Below are 15318 nucleotides of genomic sequence, written 5' to 3'. Positions count from 1 at the left end.
AACGACTGCGCCGGCTCATCCCATATGGCCAGTGCTGTCAGCACGACGACGACCAGCCGAGGTCAAGATGCGCCGAGGTCAAGGCCGCCGCACGCTGATAGAGGCAAATGGATGCAGTCGGCCGTGAATCGGAGCGCCGTATCGAAGGTGCCGGCGACTTCTGGCTGTCGCACCAATCGGACTACGGAAAATTGCCGGTGCGCTTCGATAAAAGGCAGCGTGCGTCGTCTTGATCGCGCCAGAGCTGTCATGTTCTTGCAGTTCAAGAACCCGCGTTCGTCGGCTGGTTTAGACGCCGTTCCGTGGCAAGTCGGCTCGCGCTTGGACAAGTCGCTCCACGATGGCGGCCGCCTCCTCTGGAATGGCCGGTATGGTGCCCGACTTCCGCGTCGATCCGAAATCGAGGCCGGCGAAAAAGAGACCTGGAACAGCACCGACGCCATCCTCGTGGACGGGCTGGCCGGCTGCATCGAGCGCGCCGGGAAGCCGAACCCACGAGAAATCGCCGGTGAAGCCCGTGCACCAGATCACCGATCTGATGCCGCTCGCCGTCCAGTCGAGGGAGCGGATCGGAGGATCGGGCAAGCGCGGTTCAATCGTCTCGGCCGGATCGTCCTCGGCCGGTGGCGCATCGAGGCCGGCGCGCTCGATGTACTCGTCAACCAGGCGCTTGGCATTCGCCGAGACTTCGTCGGCAAATCGCATATGGTCGTCGAGCTCGTCGCCGAAGACGAGGTTGCCGTTCTCCACACCCCTGAAGCGGCCGAGCAGCACCACGCCCTGCGCGCTCAGCGATTGCAGGCTGATCGTGTGGGTCGCGCCGACCAGCGCGCGGGCCTGCAGCTTGCCGGAGGGGAGGACGAGTTCCTTGCGTGGAACGTCGAGAAACCCGGACAGCGTCAGCCATTTGAGTATGTTGCCCCCGCGGTAGCGCCGCACCCAACGGCCGTTGCGGCTGGTCGCCAAAAAGACCACACGTCCTGCCGACGCCAGATCCTCGGCGATCTGGCCGCCCGACTGGCCGCTTCCGACCACCAGCACCGCGCCACTCTCGAACTCGGCCGGGTTGCGATAGGCCGAGGAATCGACTTGGCGAATTGCGGTTGGCAAATCCGCCGACCCTGGTGGCCGGACCTGCCGATTCTGGTCGCCGGTGGCGATCACCACAGTGCGCGCCAGAAATGCCCTGTCCGTCGTGGTGATGCGAAAGATCCCGTCGTCTCTGGTCAGCTCTTGCACCGGAGTTTGAGTGCTTACCGGCAAGCGGTGCCGCTCGGCATAGCCTTCGAGGTATGCGACGAACTCGTGGTGGGTTATCGCGCCCCACGGCTCGGGGCCGTCGTAGGAATCACCGGGTAAGATGGAGCGGATGGTCGGCGAGTTCAGTCGAAACGAGTTCCATCGCTGCGTTCGCCACGTTTCGCCAATCCGGCCTCGATCGAGTACACGGTGGTCGCGGCCCTGCCGTTTCAAGAAGTAGCTGACGCCGAGTCCCGCCGGACCGGCACCAATAATGAGGGCGTCAAGAACTTCGCTCACGCATTCCCCCTGCCAACCATACGTCCACAAGATCGTATGGCTCGGCTTCAGGCAAGAATAGAGTTCCGGCTGGGATTTGCGCTATCCGCGCCGGCTCACCCCCAGATTGCCAGCCCCGTCAGCCCGACGATGCCGACGACCAGCCGCCACCAGCCGAACAGCGCGTAGCCATGGCGCGAGACGTAGTCGAGCAGGAAGCGCACGACGATTAGCGCGGTGACGAAGGCGGCAACGAAGCCGACCGTGATGATGGGCAAGTCGGCGCTGCTTAGCACATTGCGGTTCTTGAACAGGTCGAAGGCGAAGGCGCCGACCATCGTCGGGATGGCAAGGAAGAAAGAGAATTCCGCCGCCGACCGCTTGTCGACGCCGAGCAGCAGCGCGCCGACGATGGTCGAGCCCGAACGCGACGTGCCGGGGATTAGCGACAAGCACTGGAACAGCCCGATCTGCAGATAAAGCCTGGTCGGAAACCGCTCGACATCGTGGTAATACGGCTTCGGCGTCATGCGATCGACCAGCAGCAGGATGACACCGCCGATCATCAGCATGATGCAGATCAGCCGCGGCGATTCGAACAGCACCGTCTTGATGAAGTCATGCGCCAGTGCGCCGATAATGGCCGCCGGCAGGAATGCGATGAGAATGCCAAGGACGAAATGCCGCGTCAGCCGATCGTAGGGCAGCTCGAGCAGCATCTTCCAGAGACGGCGGAAATAGACGCTGAGGATCGCCAATATGGCGCCGAGCTGGATCAGGATCTCGAAGGCCTTGCCGGTCGAATGAAAGCCGAGGAAATGGCCGGCGAGCAGGATATGACCGGTCGAAGACACCGGAATAAACTCGGTCAGGCCTTCGAGCATGCCGAGCAGCAGCGCTTCGACTACGGTTTGGCTTTCCATGGCAACCTCGGCGTTGGAGGGCGGGCTTGAGAAAACGGTTTGCTTGTCACGGCGCGGAACTCCCCCTATAGGTCGCAGCACCCTGACAGCCCCTGAATCGGGCGGCCAAGACTTACCGGCGCAGCCGGCGATTTGCCAGTGCGCTCTATTATCGCGGGACCATGCTGACGCTTTTCCACCATCCGATGTTCGCCAGCTGCCGCTTCGTCCGCCTCGCCTTTGGCGAGTATGCCGAGGAACTGGCGCTGATCGAAGAAAAGCCGTGGACGCGGCGCAAGGAGTTCCTGGCACTGAACCCGGCCGGCACGCTGCCGATCCTGCTTGCCGAGGGCGACGTGCCGATCGTCGGCGCGATGGTCATCGCCGAATATCTCGACGAGACGCGCGGCGTACTCAAGCGCGACAAGCGGCTGTTCGCCGAGGATCCGATGGAGCGCGCCGAAATCCGCCGGCTGACCGACTGGTACCTCAACAAGGCGGAAAGCGAGGTTACCCGGCATCTGGTGCGCGAGCGCGTCCTGAAGCCGGTCATGCCGGAAACGGCAGGCGGCGGCTCGCCCGATTCGGCGGCGATCCGCGCCGCCCGCGCCAATATCCGCCAGCACATGAAATACACCAACTGGCTGGCCGGCACCCGTCATTGGCTGGCCGGCAACAAGGTCACCTATGCCGATCTCGCGGCGGCGGCGGCACTGTCGGTGCTCGACTATCTCGGCGAGATCGACTGGCGCGAACACAGCGCCGCGCGCGAATGGTATACAAGGGTGAAATCACGGCCTTCGTTCCGGCCGCTTCTGTCCGACCGGGTGCGCGGCCTGTCGCCGGTGTCACATTATGCGGATCTCGATTTCTGATACGGCAAAGCTGCGCGCGCTCATCGACCGCGAGGCGCGGAACGCCGGCTTCGACGCCGTTGCCGTCACCACGCCCGATGCGATCCCGCAGGCACCAGAGCGGCTGGCCGAATTCGTTACCGACGGCTTTCACGGCTCGATGGGCTGGATTGCCGAAACGCTCGAGCGGCGAGGCAAACCGACGACGCTTTGGCCAGAGGTCCGCTCGATCATCGTGCTGGCGATGAATTACGGCCCCGACCACGACCCACGCGAGGTGCTGGCGAAGCGCGACCGCGGCGCGATCTCGGCCTATGCGCAGAACCGCGACTATCATGACGTGATGAAAGGCCGGCTGAAGGAGATCGCCGGCAAGATCGTGGCGCGCGCCGGCGGTGACGTGAAAGTGTTTGTCGACACCGCACCGGTGATGGAAAAGCCGCTGGCCGAGGCGGCCGGTCTCGGCTGGCAAGGCAAGCACACCAACCTGGTTAGCCGCGCGCATGGCTCCTGGCTGTTCCTCGGCACCATCTTCACGACGGCCGAGCTGGTGCCCGACGCGCCTGAGAACGATCATTGCGGCTCCTGCCGGGCCTGCCTCGACGCCTGCCCGACCGACGCCTTTCCGGCGCCTTACCGGCTCGATGCGCGGCGCTGCATTTCATACCTCACCATCGAGAACAAAGGACCGATCCCGCATGAGTTCCGGGAAAAGATCGGCAATCGCATCTATGGCTGCGACGACTGCCTGGCCGCCTGCCCGTGGAACAAGTTCGCCCAAGCCGCTTCGGAGGCAAAGCTTGCCGCCCGCGCGGACTTGCGCGAACCGCCGATCACCGAGCTGCTGCGTCTCGACGACACTGCCTTCCGAACGCTTTTTTCGGGCTCGCCGATCAAGCGCATCGGCCGCGACCGTTTTATCCGCAACGTGCTGATAGCGGCCGGCAATTCCCAGGACTTGTCGCTGGCCGGCGCCGTTCGCGCGCTGCTCGACGACGCCTCGCCCCTGGTTCGCGGAGCCGCGGTATGGGCGCTGTCGCGGCTGGTGCCCGGTCGGGAGTTTGCCGAACGTGCCGCAGCCGCGTTGCAGGCAGAAGATGACGAGGCGGTGAGAGGCGAATGGCTTCTGCCCCTGCCAAAGCCGATCGAGGCGCATACATGACAAAAAAGCAGATTTTCATCTTCGGCGCCGGTTATTCGGGCAAGGCCTTTGCCCGCGCCAACAGAGACGCCGACACAACGATCTTCGGTACAACACGGTCGCTGGAAAAATTCGCGGCGCTGCGGCAAGCCGGTATCGTGCCGCTGCGTTTCGATGGCACACTGACCTCCGAAATCGGCGATGCCCTTGGGAAGACAACCCATCTCGTCGTCTCGGTCGCGCCGGACGAGGCCGGCGACCCGGTGCTGGGCGCGGCCCGCGAGGAGATCGCGGCCAACATGCCGGAGCTCGAATGGATCGCCTATCTCTCCACCGTCGGCGTCTATGGCGACCATGGCGGCAATTGGGTGGACGAGGCCGCCGAATGCCGGCCAGTATCGAAGCGATCAGCGATGAGGGTTGCCGCCGAGCAGGATTGGCTGAAACTGGGCCACGACGTCGGCCGACCGGTGGCGATCCTGCGACTTTCCGGCATTTATGGGCCAGGCCGCAACGCCTTGGTCAATCTGGAAAACGGCACCGCCCGGCGGTTGGTCAAGCCGGGCCAGGTGTTCAACCGCATCCATTGCGACGACATTGCCGGCGCGCTCTGGCATCTGGCCGAAGGCAATCGCGGCGGCATCTTCAACATCACCGACGACCTGCCGGCGCCGCCGCAGGACGTCGTCGCCTATGCCGCCCAATTGATGGGCATCGAGCCGCCGCCCGAAATTCCGTTTGAGGCCGCCCAACTTTCGCCCATGGCGCGGTCTTTCTATGGCGAGAACAAGCGTGTCGCCAACGCGGCAATCAAGGCGGCCGGTTATGGCTTTCGCTTTCCCGACTACCGCTCGGCGCTCGATGCCATGTGGGCGAGCGGCGACTGGCGCGACGGCGAGGCGCGCAGCCCGATGAAACGGTCCTGATCGATACGTTGCGCGGGCTATGGTATGATGCGGTTCAAATCGCGGAGGGGTCCAGCTTGGGGAAAATGTTGAAGCGAGTCTTGCCCGGCAAAACGCTGCCGCTGACGGCAGCACTGGCCGTCGCCAGCTTGGCGGCGCTTGCAACGCAGCCAGGGAGCGCCGAGCAACGGGCAAAGGACCTGTTCGGCGCCAAAAAGCTGCCGGCACTCGCAGCAGCGCAATCGATCGGCTTCTATTCCAAAGGCTGTTTTTCCGGCGGCGTCGCCCTGCCCCTGGACGGCCGGCACTGGGAGGTGATGCGACCGTCGCGCAACCGCCGCTGGGGCCATCCGGCAATGATCGCGCTGATCGAGAAGCTGTCGCGCGATGCCGCTGCCGACGGCTGGCCGGGCCTGTTGATCGGCGACATCTCGCAACCGCGCGGCGGTCCGATGCTGACCGGCCATGCCTCGCACCAGATCGGCCTCGACGCCGACATCTGGCTGACGCCGATGCCCGACCGCAAGCTCACGGCCGAGGAGCGCGAAAACATCAGCGCTACCTTGATGGTCGACGAAAAGACCCATCTGGTGAAGGACGGGCTGTGGACGCCGATGCATACGCGGCTGTTGAGGCGCGCCGCGAGCTATCCCGAAGTCGAGCGCATCCTGGTCAATCCCGGGATCAAGAAGAAGCTCTGCGACACGGTCAAAGGCGACCGTAGCTGGTTGCGCAAGGTCAGGCCGTTCTGGGGCCACGACTACCACTTCCACATTCGCATCGGCTGCCAGCCTGGGTCACCCGACTGCAAGGCGCAGGAAGCGACGGCGCCGGGCGATGGCTGCGACCAGGCGCTGGCCTGGTGGTTCACCGAGGAGCCGTGGCGTCCCAACAAGAACCCGGACAAGCCGAAGGCACGCGACGTGATGACGATGGCGAACCTGCCCAGGCAATGCCAGTTCGTGCTCGACGCGCCGGCTCCGCCCTCGGCGGAAGCAGTCACCTACTATGGCGACGGCGTGCCGGTTGCGGCCGCACCCGCTCCCGCGGCAGAGCCTTCGCCGCCGCCGACGCTCGCAGCCGGCGCGGCAGCGCTTCCAGCCTCGGCGAACGCCTTTATGGCGACGCCCGAGTTCGGCATTCCGCTGCCGAGGCCACGACCGGGGCACTGATGCGGGCAGCGTGTTCGCTGTCTGTATCCGTGCATCTCCACTTCGAAAACCGATTTCCCTTTTTGCGGTCATGCGCTAGTCAACGAGAGAACGGCGATACGCGTCGGGAACGGACGAGAGCATGCCAGGCGTAAGCGACGACGACACTCTGTTGCGATTTCCGATCCTGATCGGCGACATAGGCGGCACCAATGCGCGCTTCTCGATCGTACTTGATGCGAATTCCGAGCCCGGCGAGCCGACCATCGTCCAAACCGCCAACTTCAATACGATCGACGAGGCGATCCAGTCGGCCGTGCTCGACCGCTCGTCGGTCCGGCCGAATTCAGCTGTGCTGGCGGTGGCCGGCCCTGTCGAGAGCGACGAGATCCCCCTCACCAATTGCCCATGGATCGTCAAGCCGAGACAGATGTTCGCCAGTCTCGGTCTCGGCGACGTCGTGGTGCTCAACGACTTCGAGGCGCAGGCGCTGGCTGTCGTCGCGCTCGGCGAAGAGCACATGGAAAAGATCGGCGGCGACGAGCCGGAACCGAATTCCGGGCGGGTGGTGCTCGGCCCGGGAACCGGGCTCGGTGTCGCCGGGCTGGTTTATGCGCTGCATCACTGGATACCGGTGCCCGGCGAGGGCGGCCATATGGATATCGGGCCGCGCTCGCCGCGTGATTTCGAGGTGTTTCCGCATATCGAGAAGCTCGAGGGTCGCATCTCCGGCGAACAGATCCTGTCAGGACGCGGCCTGGTAAACGCCTACCGGGCGGTGGCCAAAGCGGACGGCAAGCCGTCGCCCTTCACCACGCCTGCCGAGATCACCGCCGCGGCGCTGGCAAAGAACGATCCGGTGGCCGAAGAGGCGCTGTCGATCTTCGTCACCTGCCTGGGGCGCACCGCCGGCGACCTCGCTCTGGTGTTCATAAGCCGCGGCGGTGTTTTCCTCACCGGCGGCATCGCGCAAAAAATCCTGCCGGCGCTGCGGACCGGCAGTTTCCGCGCTGCCTTCGAGGACAAGGCGCCGCATAGCGCCCTGATGCGCAGCATGCCGGTCTACGTCATCACCCATCCGCTTGCGGCGCTTTTAGGGCTGGCCGCCTATGCCAGAAATCCGTCGCTGTTCGGCGTGCAGACGGCGGGGCGACGCTGGCGGGTTTAGGACACAAGCTGCGCCGCGACGAAGTTTCGCCGTCCCCGGCCATAGGCAAGTCGCCATTGGGGCGTTAAGAGGTTGCCGAATTGCAGCCCGGCCGAACCGAAACCACAAAGCGCTCAAACGTGACACTTCCAGCACCAACCAAAGGGAAAGTCCGTCCCAGCGAGATCGTGGCTGTTATCCGCCGCATCATCGCCGAGAACAGCCGCGACTATCGCTGGTACTATGCTCTTGCCGTGCTGTGCCTGGTGACGATCGCGGCGACGACCGCCTTCACAGCCTGGATCATGAAGGATGTCATCGATCAGATCTTCTACCAACGGCGCGGCGATCTTATCGCGCTGATCAGCGTGTCGATCCTGGCCGCCTTCATGCTACGCGGGCTGGCCAGCTACGGCCAGGCAGTGACGCTGGCCAAAATCGGCAACAATCTGGTGGCGCGCTATCAACGCCGCATCTTCGACCACCTGATGAAGCTCGGCGTCGGTTTCTTCAACGACACCCGCTCGGGCCGGCTCGCCGCGCAGATCAACGAGAACGTCAATGGCATCCGCGATCTCCTGTCGATGACGCTGACATCGCTGGCGCGCGATGCGGTATCGCTTGTCGCGCTGGTCGGCGTCATGATCTGGCAGGACCCGATGCTCTCCGCAATGTCGCTGCTGATCGGCCCGCCTTTGATCTACAGTGTCACCTATTTGATGCGCCGGGTGCGTCGCATCACCCGTGAATCGGTGCAGATCAACTCGCGGCTGATCGGCGCGATGCAGGAAGCCACGCAAGGTATCGCCATCGTCAAGGCTTTCACCCTGGAAGACGAGCTGTCGCGCCGCATCGGCGGCCTCGTCGCAGGCGCCGAGCAGCGGGCAAACAAGATCGCCCGCGTCTCGGAACGGCTGACGCCGATCTCCGAAATGCTGGCCGGCTTCGCCGTCGCCGGCGTTATCGCCTATTCCGGCTACCGGGCGACCGTCGGCGGCCAGCCGCCGGGCGCCGTGTTTGCCTTCATCACCGCCCTGCTGCTTGCCTACGACCCCGCCAGGCGGCTGGCGCGCATGCAGGTCGGCATGGAAAAGTCGCTGGTCAATGCGCGCATGATCTACGAGCTTCTCGACCTCGAGCCGCAGCAGGGTGACGTGCCGGGAGCCGCCGAGGCGAAATTCACCTCTGGCGAAGTGCGCTTCAACAACGTGTCCTTTCGCTATGTCGAAGAAGCGCCGGTCCTGCAGGATTTGAGCTTTGTCGCCGCCGCCGGCAAGGTGACCGCCATCGTCGGCGCCTCGGGCGCCGGCAAGACGACGCTGGTTGCGCTGCTGCAGCGCTTCTACGACGTCGAGTCGGGCAGCATCGAAATCGACGGCCAGGACATTTCAAAGGTCACCAAGCATTCGCTGCGCGGCTCGATCGCCTATGTTTCGCAGCAGCCCTATCTGTTCGAAGGCACCATCCGCGACAACATCCGCTACGGACGTCTGAGCGCCACCGACGCCGAGATTGAACGCGCCGCGCAACAGGCTGCGGCCGACGATTTCATCCGCCAGCAGCCGCAAGGCTACGACACACCGGTCGGCGAGAACGGCGTGACGCTGTCGGGCGGCCAGCGCCAGCGTGTATCGATTGCACGCGCCATCGTTCGGCAGGCGCCGATTCTGCTGCTCGATGAAGCCACCTCGGCGCTCGACAACGAGGCCGAGGCCCGCGTCCAGGAGGCGCTGACCCATGTCATGGAAGGGCGCACCACCATCGTCATCGCGCACCGGCTGTCGACGGTGGTCAATGCCGACCATATCATCGTGCTGGAGCAGGGCCGGCTGGTCGAACAGGGCACGCATGCCTCGTTGATGGCCGACCCGCACAGCGTCTATGCGCGGTTCCACCGGGTGCAGGGCAGGAAAGGGCTGGGGCTTGTCGATGACGCCAAGCCAATCCAGACTGCGGCGCAAAATGGTCACGCGAAACAGGCGGCCGGGAGACATGCATGAGCGACACACCGACCGTCAACATCAATGAAACGGGGGAAATGGGCCTGGTGGTGGTGGGCGCGGCCGGCCGCATGGGCCAGGCGCTGATCCGCGCCATCCACACGATACCAGGCGCCCGCGTTGCCGGCGCGATCGAGCGGGCCGGTTCGCCCCATATCGGCAAGGATGCCGGCGAGCTGGCCGGCGTCGGCAGGCTTGAGGTGGCGATCGGCGACGATCCGCTGCCGGCCTTTGCCAAGGCCGACGGCGTGCTCGATTTCACCGCGCCGGCGGCGACCGTCGAATTCGCCGGCTACGCCGCGCAGGCGCGCATCGCCCATATCATCGGCACCACCGGCTGCTCGGCCGAAGACAATGCCAGGATCGCCGCAGCGGCACGGCACGCGACGATCGTCAAGTCAGGCAATATGAGCCTCGGCGTCAATCTGCTGGCAGTGCTGGTTGAGCAGGCGGCGCGCGCGCTCGATGCCGACGATTTCGACATCGAGATCCTGGAGATGCATCACCGGCACAAGGTCGATGCGCCGTCGGGCACGGCGCTGCTGCTCGGCGAAGCCGCCGCTGCCGGGCGCGGCGTAGCACTTGCCGGCAACGATGTTCGCGTACGCGACGGCCATACCGGCGTGCGCAAGGTAGGCTCGATCGGTTTCGCCAGCTTGCGTGGCGGCTCGGTGGTCGGCGATCACAGTGTGGTGCTGGCCGGTACCGGCGAGCGCATCACGCTCGCCCACCACGCCGAAGACCGGGCAATCTTTGCCCGCGGCGCGGTCAAGGCAGCCCTGTGGGCGCGCGGCCGCAAGCCGGGCCTCTATTCGATGCGGGACGTGCTCGGCCTGACAAGCTGATCCACAGACTTGGCTGATCCACAAGATTAGCCGATTCACAAAATTTGAAGGAGCAAATATGTCGAGAACTCTCGTGCTCGTGCGCCACGGCCAGAGCGAATGGAACCTCAAGAACCTGTTTACCGGCTGGCGCGACGTCGACCTGACCGAACTGGGCCATGCCGAGGCCAAGGCGGCCGGCGCCAAGCTCAGGGCGCGCGGCATGAAATTCGACATCGCCTTCACGTCGTCGCTGATCCGGGCGCAGAAGACCTGCCAGCATATTCTCGACGCCGTTGGCCAGAGCGAGCTCGAGACCATCCGCGACCAGGCGCTGAACGAGCGCGACTATGGCGATCTCTCCGGCCTCAACAAGGATGATGCGCGCAAGAAATGGGGCGAGGAGCAGGTGCATATATGGCGCCGCTCCTACGACGTGGCGCCGCCCGGCGGTGAAAGCCTGAAAGACACCGGCGCGCGCGTCTGGCCCTATTACCTGCACGATCTGCAGCCGCATGTGCTGCGCGGCGGCACGGTGCTGGTGGCGGCACACGGCAATTCGCTGCGCGCGCTGATCATGGCGCTGGACGGCAAATCGGGCGAGGAGATCGTCAAGCTCGAACTCGGCACCGGCGTGCCGGTCATATACACGCTCAACGCCGATTCGACGGTGGCATCGAAGGAAGTGCTGGAGGGCTGAGGCGGAGAAGGAACGCGGCATTCAAAAAAGCGCGTTGACACTCATCCCTCGCCCGCTTAATGAGCGCGCACCAGCCCAGATGGCGGAATTGGTAGACGCGCACGGTTCAGGTCCGTGTTCCGCAAGGAGTGGAGGTTCGAGTCCTCTTCTGGGCACCATTTCTCCCTTGAGAACCCATATTTCTCAAGGATTTCAACTACTAGGAAGTCCCTCCGGTACATTTCTCGGTACACTGGAGGTCCCCTATGGGTCTAGTTTTGAAGCACGTACAGACCACCAAAGCCGGCACTCTGCACTACCGGCGTAAAATCCCCAGAGAGCTTTGCGAGGCCATTGGGCGGCGAGAATTCAAGCGTCGGCTGGGCTCGACCCCGCGCGAGGCTCTTCTGGCCTACCCAAAAATCAATGCTGAATTTGAACGGTTGTTGGCCGAAGCCCGGAAGCCAGTCTCCCCCAGTGTCTGCGTTGTTCTTTGGTAGAGCTAGCGTCGCTCTCGCGAGGCGACAGCGGCAACCCAAGATTGCCAGTCCTGCTATACCAACAGTCGGCGGTCTGTGGATAGCCACCGGCTGATCGCTTCAACAGCGCTGTGGTCGCAAATGCAACGGCGAGCAAAACTGCCATACTGATGGTTGCGGAACCCAAAGCAAAGCCGTAGAGCAGGTAAAGGTTTGTGGCCGCTGGCTATTTCAAGCCTAAGCGTTCACATGCTGAGGGAGTGTGGGGCAATGCCATTTTCCGCCACTGTATTTAACGTCTTAATTGCGTCACCCTCTGATCTGCCGGGGGAACGGGCAGCAATTGCTCAGAGCCTTCAAGACTGGAACTCCCTTCATTCCGAAGACCAAGGGAAAATCCTGCTCCCTGTAATGTGGGAGACGCACAGTGCACCTTCCATGGGCGACCGGCCCCAAGGCCTTATAAATGAGCGTGTCGTAAAGAGGTGCGACATACTAATCGGTTCTTTTTGGAATAGATTGGGGTCGCCGACCGGAGTGGAAGAGAGTGGCACGGTGGAGGAGGTAAAGTGGTTTCTTACTAACAAAAAGCCTGTCATGCTTTATTATTCCAAGGCCACTGTTGACATGGATACAGTCGATTTAGAACAGTACAGAAAATTGAGAGATTTCAAGGCGTCAATTCGCGACAAGGGCATTCAGGAGGACTATCACTCAGTCGGCGAGCTGCGAGAAAAATTATCGCGGCCGGACGATCGTCATGAGAGACATGTCTGTAGCTCCGGTGATCGACAAACGTACTGTCGAGGCGGCACGCGCGTCTACACGCCCCGGAGGAATCGCGCCGACAGCCGAACCAAAATCCGATACTGCGACCACAATAGGACTGTTTGACTACACAGAAAAGGCGTTCGTTGTGCGGGGCGACACAGTCGACTTCAAAGAGAAGCTTCGGGAGTTGGGCGGCAAGTGGATTTCGACCAAGGACGGCAGTAAAGCGTGGATGTTCTCAAAACGCCGGCTCAAGCAGGTCGCAACCTTGTTGCGTGTTGCCGCTAAACTGCACCCCGCTGAGTGATCTGGCCTTCTGCCGCTGAACATGTCTCTTGAGTACACTTTCAAGCGCACATGCGGTACACCGCCGCTTGGCGGAAAACTAAAGAGGGACGCCTAAGCCGTTGGATTCGGGAGATTTTTTTCGGGTAGCTGGAAGTTTGGTTTCTTGGCAATACGCCTCTTCTGGGCACCAAATTCCCGTTTCGGACCGTTTGATATGGTTCAGAGACTCCAAGAAAAAGCCCGGTTTCCCGGGCTTTTTTGTTGAACTGGAGCCTAGGCTGTCCGCCGTCGCCTATGGTACCTATTAATATCCAATAATTATCGGTCCGGGCTAGGCAGCGATCTGTCGTTGCGACAGCGCACCAGCGGAAGGATTTCGCCCGAGATTACTCTGGTGATTTTTTGCCGTTTGGCGTTGGTCTCGACGGTCATGCACGCACATCCATAGCCCAGATAGCGAACAGCGGACGCATGAGAATCTTTGCCTTCCTGAAGTAAGTGAGCAACGTCATGCCGTCGACAATTTCTGCGTTGAAGCCAGTAACGAGGCGGCATGAGTTTTTGTAGCCTTATGGCTTCAACTTCGTGTCCACGTTTTCTTCGATCAATCCGCAATGAACCGCCACAGGCTCCCTTTGGACATCGCACAGTGGACCGTCGATGAAATCGCCGTTGAGCAAATTGTCCGCACTGCCCTTGCGCGCCTCGCATCCTTTCATGTCCGGCGGCGACGCCACGCTCGCCGCCGGCGTCATCGTGATCAGATCAGCTGTGGCGTGTGTCAGTTCGCGGCCGGAACAGGGCAGCTCATGTCGCCCTCCTGGCATTTCAGATAGCCTTCGAAATCTTTGGCACGGGATTGCGTAAGGCCGTCCATGCACTGCGCGATGAGCATTGGCATCATGCTTCCTCCGGCCGCTCCCGCGGTCTGGAAACTGCACTCCGCGTCGCGAAACTTGCCCCAATCCCGCTGTGCCTGAACAAGAAGCTTCTTGGTATCCGCATCGTTCTTCAGGCGGGCTTCGATCTGCTTGTAAAGCTCGTTGAGCTTCTTGTCGGATTTCTGAAACTCGGCACCGAAGCACTGGTTCATGGTGGCCTGATCCTTGGCATCGGCGCACTTGTCCTCGGCGAAGGCGAAAGTCGGCATGGCCGGAACCACGGCAGCAATCAGTATTGCGGTTTTCATCGATTTCCCTTTCCGGTTGCAGTCAAGCTCTTAAGTTGCTCAGCCCCGCCCCATGTCCTCTTCAGCTGTCCGTCATTGCCACGGTCAGCCGTGCCCATGGCGTGATTATCTGGTTTTCGTTGGATCAGCTTTGTCACCTTCGGAGACCGTGACACGACTTCCGTCACGCCGGAATAGTTGTTCTCCTCATGCGCCAACGGCGTCGGCGGCAAATCTCCACCGATCACCATCATTCCGTAACTTGCTCGGCAAAACACTTTGCCAGATCTTGCGGCGCTCCGAGCTTCTTCGCCCAGGATACCAGTTCAGGTTTTTCCGACGGCTCGGCATAGCCGCCCCAGACGTCGCGGAACTGCTTTTTTCCATCGACTGTCTGGAAGAACATCACACCGTCGTCGCTCACGGGCGTGGAGACGTAAGCGGCGCTCCAGTTGCCGTTCTCTATGATCGTGATGAACTTCACCCGAGCGGGCTTGACCTTGTTGTTCAACGCCGAGGCGACGAGAGATGCATATTCCTGCTTGCGCGCCTTCGTCGCTTCGACCTTTATGCCGTCGCAGGCGCTACCCGCAGCGAAGGCGGATGTCAGCGTCATTCCCAGCCCCGTGAGGCCGGCCATAACGATTTTGGCATGTCGCCGGACCAGGCCGCTGAATTCAGGCATAATTGGCTTCCTCCTTTTTCGCCCCGGAGTCCCTTATTCGGAATCGTCATCGTCCGATGAATTGTCATCGTCCGGTATATCGACCTCGCAGCCGATGCCGCGGCAGCCTTGGTAGTTGCCTTGCGTATCGAAGGTGGGATTGCCTTCGTTGTCGTACTGCGGTCTGTCGTCGATGCTTTGATCCCCGTCATCAGGATCGTCGACTTTACATCCGAGCCCATGGCAGCCGATGTAACGGCCCCTGGTATCGAAGTTGGGATTGCCGTTCCTGTCGAACTGCGGCCGGTCATCAATCTTTCGGCCGCCTTTGTGGGACGGATCAACCAGGCAGCCCTTTCCGCGACAATCATCGTAATCGTCGGTGGTACAACCGGCGATCGCCATCACAGCAGTGGCCAAGGCCGCACAGATTACGAATTTCATGGTTCATTCCTCCGACTGGCTGGCGGACATCGTCCATATCGGAAGGCCGTTGCAGGCGGCGATCCCCGCCTTTGCCGCGGAATCTGGCGCCAATCGGAGGAGGGCAAAGCTTCGCCGGCCATCGAACAAGAGCCAGGCTGTCGGCGACGCATTCGACGACTTAGCCGATGGTTGCCGTAATCTCTAACGTCGGAGGGAACGCTCCCGGCGGGGGCCGCCGCATTAGCGAATGTCAATATTCCTCTCCATGCTTAGTGCCCCGTCCGCCCAAGCATGTTTCAACAATCCGCTGACGCGGTTGTGCTTCCAAGAAATTGCATCCGAGTCCGCCTGTGACAAGGACAAATCCCAATACCGCAGGATTGAATTTGGCAGATGCTTAA

At 62.2% G+C, this 15318-nt stretch carries 18 protein-coding genes and 1 tRNA gene; 11 read left to right on the top strand and 8 right to left on the bottom strand.

The annotated features are described in order from the left end of the window. Positions 1-288: 288 nt before the first annotated feature. A complete protein-coding gene (locus NMG46_RS12830; RefSeq protein ID WP_254817996.1) occupies positions 289-1539 on the bottom strand; it encodes an NAD(P)/FAD-dependent oxidoreductase in 1251 nt (416 codons plus the stop codon). Positions 1540-1634: 95 nt separating this feature from the next. After that, complete coding sequence (locus NMG46_RS12825) at positions 1635-2441, bottom strand: undecaprenyl-diphosphate phosphatase (protein ID WP_254817995.1); 807 nt, start codon at positions 2439-2441, stop codon at positions 1635-1637. 161 nt (positions 2442-2602) lie between these two features. Here NMG46_RS12825 and NMG46_RS12820 point away from each other — a divergent pair, with 161 nt between their 5' ends. The 11 genes from NMG46_RS12820 (at position 2603) to NMG46_RS12775 (ending at position 12678) form a co-directional block, all read left to right on the top strand. Continuing rightward, a complete protein-coding gene (locus NMG46_RS12820; RefSeq protein ID WP_254817994.1) occupies positions 2603-3295 on the top strand; it encodes a glutathione S-transferase family protein in 693 nt (230 codons plus the stop codon). Beyond that, the gene (gene queG / locus NMG46_RS12815; RefSeq protein WP_254817993.1) at positions 3276-4436 is read left to right on the top strand and encodes a tRNA epoxyqueuosine(34) reductase QueG; all 1161 of its coding nucleotides are present in this window, start codon (positions 3276-3278) and stop codon (positions 4434-4436) included. Before NMG46_RS12820 ends, queG begins: the two co-directional genes overlap by 20 nt. Beyond that, positions 4433-5341: an SDR family oxidoreductase gene (locus NMG46_RS12810; RefSeq protein WP_254817992.1), complete on the top strand. Its 909-nt coding sequence runs from the start codon at positions 4433-4435 to the stop codon at positions 5339-5341. Before queG ends, NMG46_RS12810 begins: the two co-directional genes overlap by 4 nt. A gap of 65 nt (positions 5342-5406) precedes the next feature. Then, positions 5407-6492 carry a penicillin-insensitive murein endopeptidase gene (gene mepA / locus NMG46_RS12805; protein WP_254817991.1) on the top strand — a complete coding sequence of 362 codons (1086 nt, stop codon included), beginning with the start codon at positions 5407-5409 and terminating at the stop codon, positions 6490-6492. A 121-nt stretch (positions 6493-6613) separates the two neighbouring features. Further along, positions 6614-7639: a glucokinase gene (locus NMG46_RS12800; RefSeq protein ID WP_254817990.1), complete on the top strand. Its 1026-nt coding sequence runs from the start codon at positions 6614-6616 to the stop codon at positions 7637-7639. A gap of 119 nt (positions 7640-7758) precedes the next feature. After that, positions 7759-9618 carry an ABC transporter ATP-binding protein gene (locus tag NMG46_RS12795; RefSeq protein ID WP_254817989.1) on the top strand — a complete coding sequence of 620 codons (1860 nt, stop codon included), beginning with the start codon at positions 7759-7761 and terminating at the stop codon, positions 9616-9618. Positions 9619-9638: 20 nt separating this feature from the next. Then, positions 9639-10463: a 4-hydroxy-tetrahydrodipicolinate reductase gene (dapB, locus tag NMG46_RS12790; RefSeq protein ID WP_254818079.1), complete on the top strand. Its 825-nt coding sequence runs from the start codon at positions 9639-9641 to the stop codon at positions 10461-10463. A gap of 58 nt (positions 10464-10521) precedes the next feature. Continuing rightward, on the top strand, positions 10522-11142 hold the full coding sequence (locus NMG46_RS12785; protein ID WP_254817988.1) for a 2,3-bisphosphoglycerate-dependent phosphoglycerate mutase: 621 nt from the start codon (positions 10522-10524) through the stop codon (positions 11140-11142). A gap of 73 nt (positions 11143-11215) precedes the next feature. After that, positions 11216-11300 (top strand) — tRNA-Leu (locus tag NMG46_RS12780). An 87-nt stretch (positions 11301-11387) separates the two neighbouring features. Next, positions 11388-11621: a DUF6538 domain-containing protein gene (locus tag NMG46_RS29890; RefSeq protein WP_368389294.1), complete on the top strand. Its 234-nt coding sequence runs from the start codon at positions 11388-11390 to the stop codon at positions 11619-11621. Positions 11622-12360: 739 nt separating this feature from the next. Next, a complete protein-coding gene (locus NMG46_RS12775) occupies positions 12361-12678 on the top strand; it encodes a hypothetical protein (protein ID WP_254817987.1) in 318 nt (105 codons plus the stop codon). Positions 12679-12977: 299 nt separating this feature from the next. Here the strand turns inward: NMG46_RS12775 and NMG46_RS29690 are convergent, their stop codons facing one another. From NMG46_RS29690 to NMG46_RS12745, 6 genes are read right to left on the bottom strand one after another with little or no spacing between them, the layout of a single operon-like run. Beyond that, the gene (locus tag NMG46_RS29690) at positions 12978-13214 is read right to left on the bottom strand and encodes a DUF4087 domain-containing protein (protein ID WP_302895493.1); all 237 of its coding nucleotides are present in this window, start codon (positions 13212-13214) and stop codon (positions 12978-12980) included. A gap of 14 nt (positions 13215-13228) precedes the next feature. Continuing rightward, positions 13229-13414 carry a hypothetical protein gene (locus tag NMG46_RS12765; protein ID WP_254817985.1) on the bottom strand — a complete coding sequence of 62 codons (186 nt, stop codon included), beginning with the start codon at positions 13412-13414 and terminating at the stop codon, positions 13229-13231. Between the two features lie 26 nt (positions 13415-13440). Then, the gene (locus tag NMG46_RS12760; protein ID WP_254817984.1) at positions 13441-13848 is read right to left on the bottom strand and encodes a lysozyme inhibitor LprI family protein; all 408 of its coding nucleotides are present in this window, start codon (positions 13846-13848) and stop codon (positions 13441-13443) included. Continuing rightward, positions 13845-14081 carry a hypothetical protein gene (locus NMG46_RS12755; RefSeq protein ID WP_254817983.1) on the bottom strand — a complete coding sequence of 79 codons (237 nt, stop codon included), beginning with the start codon at positions 14079-14081 and terminating at the stop codon, positions 13845-13847. Before NMG46_RS12755 ends, NMG46_RS12760 begins: the two co-directional genes overlap by 4 nt. Beyond that, entirely contained in the window at positions 14078-14512 is a 435-nt protein-coding gene (locus NMG46_RS12750) for a hypothetical protein (RefSeq protein WP_254817982.1), read from the bottom strand. The genes NMG46_RS12755 and NMG46_RS12750 overlap by 4 nt, the downstream gene beginning before the upstream one ends. Positions 14513-14545: 33 nt before the next feature. Further along, positions 14546-14935, bottom strand: a complete 390-nt coding sequence (locus NMG46_RS12745) for a hypothetical protein (protein WP_254817981.1) — start codon at positions 14933-14935, stop codon at positions 14546-14548. Positions 14936-15318: the final 383 nt, after the last annotated feature.

Source organism: Mesorhizobium sp. LMG 17147, from assembly GCF_024297145.1.
In the GTDB taxonomy this organism is placed as follows: Bacteria; Pseudomonadota; Alphaproteobacteria; order Rhizobiales; family Rhizobiaceae; genus Mesorhizobium.
Note: the sequence above shows the minus strand (reverse complement) of the source record. Positions and strands in the feature narration are given on the sequence as shown.

Excerpts from the sequence above, each read along its gene's own strand:
- NMG46_RS12825 (WP_254817995.1), bottom strand. The coding sequence starts at position 2,441 with ATGGAAAGCCAAACCGTAGTCGAAGCGCTGCTGCTCGGCATGCTCGAA.
- NMG46_RS12755 (WP_254817983.1), bottom strand. The coding sequence starts at position 14,081 with ATGATGGTGATCGGTGGAGATTTGCCGCCGACGCCGTTGGCGCATGAG.
- NMG46_RS12750 (WP_254817982.1), bottom strand. The coding sequence starts at position 14,512 with ATGCCTGAATTCAGCGGCCTGGTCCGGCGACATGCCAAAATCGTTATG.
- NMG46_RS12785 (WP_254817988.1), top strand. The coding sequence starts at position 10,522 with ATGTCGAGAACTCTCGTGCTCGTGCGCCACGGCCAGAGCGAATGGAAC.
- queG (WP_254817993.1), top strand. The coding sequence starts at position 3,276 with ATGCGGATCTCGATTTCTGATACGGCAAAGCTGCGCGCGCTCATCGAC.
- mepA (WP_254817991.1), top strand. The coding sequence starts at position 5,407 with ATGTTGAAGCGAGTCTTGCCCGGCAAAACGCTGCCGCTGACGGCAGCA.
- NMG46_RS29690 (WP_302895493.1), bottom strand. The coding sequence starts at position 13,214 with ATGCCGCCTCGTTACTGGCTTCAACGCAGAAATTGTCGACGGCATGAC.
- NMG46_RS12760 (WP_254817984.1), bottom strand. The coding sequence starts at position 13,848 with ATGAAAACCGCAATACTGATTGCTGCCGTGGTTCCGGCCATGCCGACT.
- NMG46_RS12775 (WP_254817987.1), top strand. The coding sequence starts at position 12,361 with ATGAGAGACATGTCTGTAGCTCCGGTGATCGACAAACGTACTGTCGAG.
- NMG46_RS12745 (WP_254817981.1), bottom strand. The coding sequence starts at position 14,935 with ATGAAATTCGTAATCTGTGCGGCCTTGGCCACTGCTGTGATGGCGATC.
- NMG46_RS12810 (WP_254817992.1), top strand. The coding sequence starts at position 4,433 with ATGACAAAAAAGCAGATTTTCATCTTCGGCGCCGGTTATTCGGGCAAG.
- NMG46_RS12800 (WP_254817990.1), top strand. The coding sequence starts at position 6,614 with ATGCCAGGCGTAAGCGACGACGACACTCTGTTGCGATTTCCGATCCTG.
- NMG46_RS12820 (WP_254817994.1), top strand. The coding sequence starts at position 2,603 with ATGCTGACGCTTTTCCACCATCCGATGTTCGCCAGCTGCCGCTTCGTC.
- NMG46_RS29890 (WP_368389294.1), top strand. The coding sequence starts at position 11,388 with ATGGGTCTAGTTTTGAAGCACGTACAGACCACCAAAGCCGGCACTCTG.
- NMG46_RS12765 (WP_254817985.1), bottom strand. The coding sequence starts at position 13,414 with ATGACGCCGGCGGCGAGCGTGGCGTCGCCGCCGGACATGAAAGGATGC.